The sequence below is a fragment of the Rhodococcus sp. 14-2483-1-2 genome, from assembly GCF_002259405.1.
Taxonomy (GTDB): Bacteria; Actinomycetota; Actinomycetes; order Mycobacteriales; family Mycobacteriaceae; genus Rhodococcoides.
In genome coordinates this window covers 450,402-459,466 of the sequence record NZ_NPFW01000023.1, presented here as the reverse complement: position 1 = coordinate 459,466, position 9,065 = coordinate 450,402, and the positions used below count along the sequence as shown (strand labels likewise).

Annotated in this window: 5 protein-coding genes and 1 pseudogene; 3 read left to right on the top strand and 3 right to left on the bottom strand. The window is 61.3% G+C overall.

Annotated elements, in window-relative coordinates; all coding sequences use genetic code 11:
• The first annotated feature begins 1,184 nt into the window (after nt 1-1,184).
• The gene (locus tag CH295_RS27310) at nt 1,185-2,822 is read left to right on the top strand and encodes a hypothetical protein (RefSeq protein ID WP_141217119.1); all 1,638 of its coding nucleotides are present in this window, start codon (nt 1,185-1,187) and stop codon (nt 2,820-2,822) included.
• A 65-nt stretch (nt 2,823-2,887) separates the two neighbouring features.
• Here CH295_RS27310 and CH295_RS27305 read toward each other — a convergent pair whose 3' ends face one another.
• Nucleotides 2,888-3,487: a hypothetical protein gene (locus CH295_RS27305; protein WP_141217118.1), complete on the bottom strand. Its 600-nt coding sequence runs from the start codon at nt 3,485-3,487 to the stop codon at nt 2,888-2,890.
• 220 nt (nt 3,488-3,707) lie between these two features.
• On the opposite strand from CH295_RS27305, the pseudogene CH295_RS27300 reads away from it, so the two are divergent.
• Nucleotides 3,708-4,684 (top strand): annotated as a pseudogene (locus tag CH295_RS27300) (IS481 family transposase).
• Nucleotides 4,685-4,719: 35 nt separating this feature from the next.
• Nucleotides 4,720-5,436: a siderophore-interacting protein gene (locus tag CH295_RS27295; protein ID WP_094742545.1), complete on the top strand. Its 717-nt coding sequence runs from the start codon at nt 4,720-4,722 to the stop codon at nt 5,434-5,436.
• Nucleotides 5,437-5,461: 25 nt separating this feature from the next.
• On the opposite strand, the gene CH295_RS27290 is transcribed toward CH295_RS27295, so the two are convergent.
• On the bottom strand, nt 5,462-7,198 hold the full coding sequence (locus CH295_RS27290; RefSeq protein WP_094742544.1) for an ABC transporter ATP-binding protein: 1,737 nt from the start codon (nt 7,196-7,198) through the stop codon (nt 5,462-5,464).
• Nucleotides 7,195-9,036 (bottom strand): ABC transporter ATP-binding protein, encoded by a 1,842-nt coding sequence (locus CH295_RS27285; RefSeq protein WP_094742591.1) that lies wholly within the window; start codon nt 9,034-9,036, stop codon nt 7,195-7,197. Before CH295_RS27285 ends, CH295_RS27290 begins: the two co-directional genes overlap by 4 nt.
• Nucleotides 9,037-9,065: the final 29 nt, after the last annotated feature.

Sequence of the window (9,065 nt, the reverse complement as noted above, 5' to 3'; positions counted from 1 at the left end):
GCGCTCCCCGGCTCGCTTCGCTCACCGGAACGGGGCGGGTCGCTGCGCTCCCCACCAGGGAGCCGCTACGCGGCTCGACGGTGCTCCAATTATGCCGCCGACCATCGTGTCGCTGCGCTCCACTCAGAATCGAATCAGGCTGCTCTTCAATATGATTCAACGTCACAACCGAAGCGGACTCACCGACACCGAACACCCGGGGTTGCGCTGCGCGCGTCGTCAACCTCACCGCGGCTGCTCCTCGAACCCGTCGAATCATCATGTACTCATGCTACCCCAACACACTCCACGAAGCAAGGACCAGCACACACCAAAATATGCCCACTCTCATTACTACGCAATGGAATACGACTATCTTGCGAAGGTTGCATGCGCGAAGCATCGGAAACACCTTTGCCATCAATCATATTCCGATACCTGTTGCACTGCAACACTATTCGAGCGAAACACCAAGGTCGGCGCATAACCATTACGGCACAACACATTCCGCAGAACACCACAAGAAACACCACCACCGAGCCTCCACCCCACCAGGACTCAAGATCACCGACCCAACCCCCAAAGGGGACATGTCATCACCCCAGCTCACAGCACCCAAACCACCACCCACCATTCCGCCGGCCCCCACCACAAACAACACCCACCGACCACCAGACACACCACCGCCACCACACCCAGTACACCGGCCCCCAACCGACGGCCGACGCGGGAGATCTACACCCCACCCGAGAAAGGGGGGCGTGTCATCACCGCACTTCAGAGGGCCGAAACCAAGCGCCGAGCCCACACCCGCGACGCGATCGCGCTCACCCTCGAGACCCTGCAGCTCGCCGCCCTCACCGCGAACCTGACAGGACACCACAACCTCGCCACGATCATCGACACCATCGCAGCCACCACCCTCCCCTGGGCGCACGCAGACGACGACAGCGACGGTGAGGACGAAGACGCCGAGGACGGAACGGCCCACTGAGCAGAACCGACACGAGGGGGTACTAAAACAGCCACCAGAACGCCCGTGGACACCCGAGCCCGTGCTCAGGAGGGTCGGGGACGCCCCGGCACGGGCTCGGTAGCGCCAAGCGGGCCGTAAAGCCGCCTAATCGCACACCTGAGGCTGCTCAATCAACGTGAGGGTGCGGCCCGGCGGCGAGTTGGAGCGCTGGGGAGCGGATCATAGATCCGTGGGCAAAAAGACCAAGACACCGAGTTCGGACGGCGATCGACGACAAGCTGGGAGCGATACCCTCAGCCGCTTCGTGCTGCGTGCTCGGCGCGTGCAAGCACATTCTCTAGTTGCGGACTGGGACAACCTGCTTCAACAGGCACACGGTGGCTTCGACGGCCATCTGGACATGGCAGGGAAGATGACGATAACGCGACGTCTTCCAAAAGACGAAGAAGTTTTCGAGTCCCTCGCGTCACGAGTGCGTCCCCTGACTGTCAGAACCGAGCCCGTCTACTACGTAAAAGTTTTCGACGCACTGAGCGAACTGCTTAGTGAGGTCGACGACGAACTGCGGTCCCGAATCGAAGCGCTCAGAGCAGCATGGGACGACGCAGAGATCCAAGGCACTCAGATTCAGGCGTACGCGTTGCAGTCCGCGCGACTCGATGGAAGCTCGGCAACCCCACGGGTCTCGGACACTCAACTCGCTGCAGCGTGGCTGTATGCGGATCTAGTCCACGCTGACGCTCAAGGCGCGAAAAAGGAGGCCCTGGCATTCTCGATGAGCGAGCGGTACGCCGCAGCTGTGCGCGTGTTCTCGCACATGGCAGCTTTGACAGTCACAACCCTGGACTTGATCACCTCACTGCGGGCAGACGGATTGCTAACGGTGGATGCGGAAGCGTGGGACGACGAGGTTGTCGTCGGTGTCACCGAACTGACCGAGGAAGGACGCATGTTCGTAGCGTCCGAGGTGGATGACCTACCCGATCTTCGTGAGGCGATCAGCTTATCGGACCAGTGGAGCGCGTTCACTGTCACTGACCTGCTCCGACAGGAACCTGCAAACCAGGTTCGTGTAGTTCTAAGAGATGAGTCCGATGAAGCGTTGATGTCGTTCGACGCAGCTGTGGTCCGGCGACACAGAGAATCCGACTCTCTCGAATGGGACGTGCTGGTTGCCGGAAGCGCAGTGTTCAAGTTTGCGTTCGAGCAGCGAGACGGCCAGTTGACCGCGGCGCGCTATATCGGCTGGGACACCATTGAGACCAGCAACGAACTCAAGCTCGCCGCTACGCGATTCATGCTCAAAGTCCATAGTGCGGCTGCGCTCACGTTCGAAATCGGTGAACACCGTTTGATGCGGCTCGATGCACCCTCATTTTCCGACGACATGAAGAACGAGCTGGTGGTAATCGAGGAGACCGTAGCGGACATTGTCGCTGTTGAACACATAGTCGAGCAGGTCTTCGATCCGTGTATCGGAAAGTTTTTCGACACAGATCGCGTCTTGCTACGCCGCGTCCGTTTGATGATGGAAGGACACCTTGTGCACAGCGCACTGGGGTCAGTGAGCGTCACCGCACCTCTCGGGAAGCCCCCACAGGTCATCGTCGCGGCTCCCGCCACACGGAACGTCGGCGGTGCCGAGGTTCCAGCACCCCAATACGTCATGCGGCATCCGCACATGTCGATCGAAGAAGTTTCGTCCGACACGGCGAACAACACCTCGTCGTACAAGATCGAGCCACCTCCGGCCGATCGCTTCTCGATGTGGATTCCTGCCGTATGCCCAGTGCGAGGCGACCAAGACCTGGAGAACATCGAACGGCTGAATCTCAACGGCATCGACGAAGAGAAAATCGACTATTGAGCAATGTGCTAACTGCGTCTGTACAGGGTGGCGAGACGGACCGGACAGAGCCACTGGGCGGTGAGCTACCAGGACAGTCGGAAGCTCCTCAGATCATTCGATTCGATGGTGTCGCCGTCCCATACGAATTGACCATCGGAAAGTTCGGCGTGTTCGGTCAGATTGTCGAGGTGAAGCGACTGACCATGATCGCGACTGCTCAGGCTCAAGATGAGGCCAGTTTCATCGTCGATGACCATTGTCGTAATGAGTCCAGTGGGCGACGTCAACTCGGTCGACCAGGCCGGACGGCCAGCGTGGTCGACCACTGTCGGGCCATGAGCGACATGCTGAGCTGGTGTCCGCCGGGTCAGGAGCGATCGCGGGCCGAAGAGATCTCGCGGAGTGAACAGTGCGCCGAGACGGATCAGGCTCGTGGTGCGTTGGTGGACCATCTGTCCATCGATGCGGGCGACGGGGACCGTGTCGGTGGAGCTCGACGATGCGTAGACGATCTCGCCGTTGCGTTCGACCCACCAGCGGTCACCCCGGCCGTGGCGGAACTCGAAATGATCGTCGACGAAGCCCGTGTCGATCTCACCGACGACGTGCAGCGAGCCCGACAGGATGAGGTCGGTCGCCGCAGTATTGCGCGCCGTGAGTTGTTGCCACGTCGGTGCATACACCGTCTCGAATTTACACCTGGCCTCGTTCGCTTCGACCAGATTCACGAAATCGACGAGTGAATGTGGAAGTGCACCTGATTCATCTATTTCGCGTTACGAATGGCAGGCCGCCTAGCTGTAATGAGCAGGGACGTTGTGGACGGCGTGGCAGCGACAGATAGGTGAGGACCTCCGGTATCGGTGTGGTTACCACAACTGCACCGACAACCGAGAGGTCCTCGTGTCACACGCTAATGCCTTGCTCACCCCGAAGGGGCGATTGAAACTCGCGACATCGATCGTCGACGACGGATGGTCGATCCGCCGAGCGGCCGAACGATTCCAGGTTTCACCGACCACAGCCAAGAAATGGGCCGACCGCTACCGCACCGGCGGCGCGACGGCAATGGCCGATCGCTCGAGCAGACCCCACCACAACCCGAACCGGACACCGACCCGCACCGAACGCCGAGTCATCAACCTGCGCTTCCTCCGCCGGTGGGGACCACCGCATCGGCTACCACCTGCACATGCCGCACAGCACCGTCTCAGCGGTCCTACGCCGCTACAAGATGCCGCTGCTTCGCCACCTCGACCAGAACACCGGACTTGCTGTACGACGCCCGCAGCCGCATCGCTACGAGCATCCCGCTCCCGGTGATCTGATCCACATCGGCATCAAAAAGCTCGGCCGAATCCCCGACGGCGGCGGACATCGCAAGCTCGGCCGCGCGATCGGAAAGCGGCACAACAAGAAACAGGGCCGCGGCTACTCCTACGTCCATCACGCCGTCGACGATCACAGCCGGCTCGCGTATTCTTCAGATTCTCGGTGACGAACGCAAAGAAACCGCCTCGGGGTTCTTCGAGCGCGCCAAAGCCTACTTCGCAGCCCATGACATCACGGTCGCGCGTGTGCTGACCGACAACGGATCCTGTTACCGCTCAACACTGTTCGCGCAGACCCTGGGCCCTGGGATCAAGCACAAGCGAACCAGGCCGTACCGGCCGCAGACCAACGGCAAGGTCGAACGGTTCAACCGAACCCTCAACCAGGAATGGGCCTACGCGAACACCTATCTCTCCGACGAAGCCAGAGCGGCGACCTACCAAGACTGGATCCATCACTACAATCACCACCGACCCCACACCGGCATCGGCGGCAAGTCACCCATCGAGCAACTGACCGTCCACAACGTCCCCGGGAAGAACACCTAGCTCGTCGACCCGCCGAATTAGGGTAGCCTACGGTTATGGGTAGAGGCGTCGAGGGCATCATCATGAAGGCGTACAAGACGGACGACTACAAGTTGACCGTGACGTCGAAAGAATCGGTTACCGACAAGTACATCCGTGTCCATTTCACCGGCGGTGGTTTGTTGAAGAACCATCCGGTTCACCCGGCGCAATGGGTGCGAGTGTGGTTCGACGACGGTAACGGCAAGGAGAGCCAACGCGGCTACACCCTGGTGCAGCAGAACCCCGAAGACGACACCTTCGCCATCGAGTTCGCTGTGCACTACGGCCCCGCGTCGAAGTGGGCCGAAACGGCCGAGCCGGGCGATGTTCTCGAGGCCACCTTGATGAAGGGTCGCAACGGGTCGACCTTCGCCATCCCCGACCCTATGCCGTCGGAGTTCGTGATATTCGGTGACACAGCATCAATGCCCGCAGTCAACACCATTCTCGATGCGATCGGTGGAACGCCGGCGAAGGTGTGGTTGGAATGGCAGTACGAATCGGACGCTACCCTGCCCGTTCATGCCGGTGCCGATACTCAGGTGACCTGGCTGCAACGAATCGACGACGGCCGACTGCTGCGTGAGGCAGCCGAAGAACTGTCCCCCCAGCCGGGTGCCTTCGCCTGGGTCGCATGTGACGGGAGGACGACACGATCGATCGTCAAGACGCTGAGGACAGTTCACGGCTTCACCAAGGATTCGATCAAGTCGCAGGCGTATTGGAAGTAGGCGGTCGAATCGACCGATCGTCAGGTCAGGCTGTAACCGTATTCAACCTCCACCCACGCGATCGTGAGCGCTCGTTCCAGAAGTCTGCATAGCGGCCGCCCAACGCGAGAAGTTCGTCATGAGTGCCGCGTTCGACTATCCGCCCGCCGTCGAGGAACAGAATCTGGTCTGCATGAGCGATAGTGACCAATCGGTGCGCGACGACGATGACCGTCTTGTTCTTCGTCAGTTCGTGGATACCGCGGATCACGACGGCTTCGCTGTGCGGATCCAAGGCGCTGGTCGCCTCGTCGAGCAAGACGATGGGTGCGTCCTTGAGCAGTGCCCGCGCGATCGACACGCGCTGACGTTCGCCGCCGGACAGCGTCGTACCCCCCTCGCCGACAGGGCTGTCGTACCCGTCGGGTAGTCGGTCGGTGATCTCGTCGACGCGAGCAATCGAACCGGCTCGGTGGACGTCCTCGTCCGAGGCGTCGGGGCGACCGATACGGATGTTCTCCGCGATCGAACGGTCGAACAGGTAGACGTTCTGAAAGACCAGCGACAGCTGGTCCAGCAGCGTCTCCGCAGATTGTGCACGTACGTCATGGCCACCTACTCGGATCGACCCCGAGTCGACGTCGGCGTAGCGTGCGACGAGCCGTAGAAGCGTTGTCTTACCTGCACCGCTCGGCCCGACGATCGCCGTGGTCGTACCAGGCGCGACCGTGAAGCTGACGTCCGAGACGACCGGTTTTTCCACGTCGTACCCGAACGAGACCGACTCGAACGCGACTTCCGGTGCACCGAGCACAACGGACGAACGATGCTCCGGCAGGACGGGTTCGGCCAAGAGATCGGAGGCGCGGTCGACCGAGGCCGACGCAGACCGTAGGGCATTGCCGATCTGTGCCGCCTGGTTCAGCGGTTCGATGAAGCGAGCACTCACCGCCACCAATGCGACGGCTGCTGCCGCGGACACCGAACCGCCGGTGACCTGTCCGACCACCACGTACGTCAGTGCGAGGAACACCGCCTGTACCACCAGTCCGAACACGATCACCCCGGTAACCGCCGAGGCCACGTTGCGTACCGCAGCGTTCTTCTGCGCTTCCAAGGCGGAGTCGAGCGCGCGGTTTCCGCTGCCCACCGCTCCGAACGCCCGCAGGATCGGTTGTGCCTGCGCAAATTCGACGACGCGAGTATCCGCTTCGGCAGCAGCGACGTGGGTGCGCTCGTCGGCGCGGAGGTACGCCCGGTTGCCCAACCGATTGACCGCGAACAGTACCGGTGCGGCAATCAGCATTGCGACCGCAATCCTCCAGTCGACGAACAGCATTCCGCAGGCCACGCCGAGAGGGACGAGAATGCTGGTGATCAGTTTGGCGCTGAGATATGCCACGGCACCTTGAATCTCACGAACGTCGTCCACCACGATGCGTGACAACTGGGCAGCATTGCGGGTCTCGAACCACCCCAGCGGTAGTGAATTGAGCTTGTCGCCGAGACGGGTCTGCAGTCCGAGTTGCATACCCACTGCAATCTTCAGTCCGAGAGTCGCCTGCGTGAACGTGAGAATGCCCATCGCTGCGACCACCCCGGCCATGATCGCCGTCCAGAACCACGCCCTGCCGGTATCCCCGTCGAACAGTGCCTCCAGGACCGGTACCAGGAGGCAATAGGCGGCCGCTTGGGACAGGGCCTGCGCAACGGTGACCGTGATCAAACGCGGAGTGAGGGTGGCGTATTCGTCCGGAACGAGCCGGAAGGCCTTGTCTATCATGAAGTTCCCTTCAGCATGACACGTGAGATTGCGTTCAGCGCCAGTTCGTTAATCTCCCACAAGCGTTGGTACTGTCCGCCAGCGGATTTCAGATCGTCGTGGACACCTCGTTCGACTATTGCGCCGTTTTCCAGAACCAGGATCTGGTCGACGCCGGTGATGGTGTGCAGGCGATGTGCGATCACCAACACCGTCCGTCCCGCGACCAGTGTCGCCAACGCATCCTGCACCGCCGCTTCCGATTCCGGGTCGGCGAACGCGGTTGCTTCATCGAGAACCAGTACCGGGGTGTCGGCGAGCAAGGTCCGCGCTATCGACAGTCGTTGCGCTTCACCACCGGAGAGGCTTGCATCCACACCGATCTCGGAGTCGTATCCACGAGGCAGGTCGGCAATGCGGTCGTGGATCTGAGCGGCACGCGCAGCGGCTTCGAGCATGGACTGGTCGGCATCGGGTCGCGCGATCAACAGGTTCTCGCGAATGCTGCCTTCGATGAGGCGGACGTCCTGGAACACGAAACCGACTGTCCAATAAAGCTCTTCGGAGCTGAAGTCACGGATGTCGACTCCGCCGATGGTGATCCGGCCACTGTCGACGTCGTAGAAGCGTGGCAGTAGTGCCGCCAGTGTGGACTTGCCCGAACCGGAAGGTCCGACGAGTGCAGTGATGGTACCTGGCACCAGTTCCACGGTGACGCCGCGCAACACCTGGTGGTCCGCACGGTAGCCGAAGTCCACGGCGTCGAATCGGACGGTTCTGTCCTGCCCGGGTGCGGCGTCGGTATCGGAGAACGGCAACTCGGCTTCCCGCTGAACGCCATGGAGTCTCGACGCGGCCACCGCGCCTTCGCGCAGGGTCTGACTGCTGTATCCGAGTCCCATGACAGCACTACCGAGACCCAGACCGACGAGCAGGAAGGGCAACACGTCGATCGGTGCGATCCACTCTTGCGTGACGCCCACCGATCCTCCGAGGACGATCACCAGCATGACGAAAACGGGGGATACGACGATGTCGGCGATCGCCTGCAATCGGATCATGGGAACTTTGAAGCGTCCGAGACTCTTCGCCTGGCCGTCGATCGCGTCTTGAAAAGCGCTGTGCGCCTTTCCGGCCTGGCCGAATGCGCGGACGACCTGAATGCCGTCGACGTATTCGATCGTCGTCGACTGCGCAGTGCGTTCCCATCGGTTGTAGACCGCGAGTCGATCGCGGCTGCTCTGATCCATCATGCGACTCAACAAGATTGCGTACACGATCAGAGGAACTAGCAACAGCAGTGCGAGACGCCATTCGACGCTGAAGAGGTACATGAGTGTCACGATCGGAACGACGACGGCACCGACGAACTCGAGCCGCGCATGGGCGACGAGGTAGTGCAGTGCCTCGACGTCGTCCTGTAGGTAGCGCTTCACTTCGCCGGAGTTGTGCGAGTCGAACCATCCGAGGGGAACTCGGGTCAGTTTTTCGGCGAGTGCGCGCCTGACGGACAGTTGGAAGCCTGCGTCGGTGAGGTGCGACAGGGTCATCGCTACGGCCTGCAGAACGATCCGGAGTCCGAGTGTGATCACGGCGGCACTCAACAACTGCGAGACCCGGGTGGTGTCGACCTCTTCGCTCAGCAGCTCCCGGCACAGTTCGACTATCAGGACGAACGGAACCACCGCGCAGACCGAGGCGACCGCGACGATCACGCTTGCTGTGTTCAGCGCGGTGCGTACCGGAGCCAGGATCTCTCGTCGCGCGTCGGCCTCCTCTTTCTTCTTCTGTTTCGCCACCGTCCGCGGAAGGCGATTTCCAGCTTCGCCTGCTGCGAGTGGTCCGCTTCGAACCGTCATCTGCACTCACTCTTCATGGCAGTTCGCGG

Bases quoted from the DNA above. Each gene is read 5' to 3' on its own strand.
- CH295_RS27295 (WP_094742545.1), top strand. From the start codon at position 4,720: ATGGGTAGAGGCGTCGAGGGCATCATCATGAAGGCGTACAAGACGGAC.
- CH295_RS27290 (WP_094742544.1), bottom strand. From the start codon at position 7,198: ATGATAGACAAGGCCTTCCGGCTCGTTCCGGACGAATACGCCACCCTC.
- CH295_RS27285 (WP_094742591.1), bottom strand. From the start codon at position 9,036: ATGACGGTTCGAAGCGGACCACTCGCAGCAGGCGAAGCTGGAAATCGC.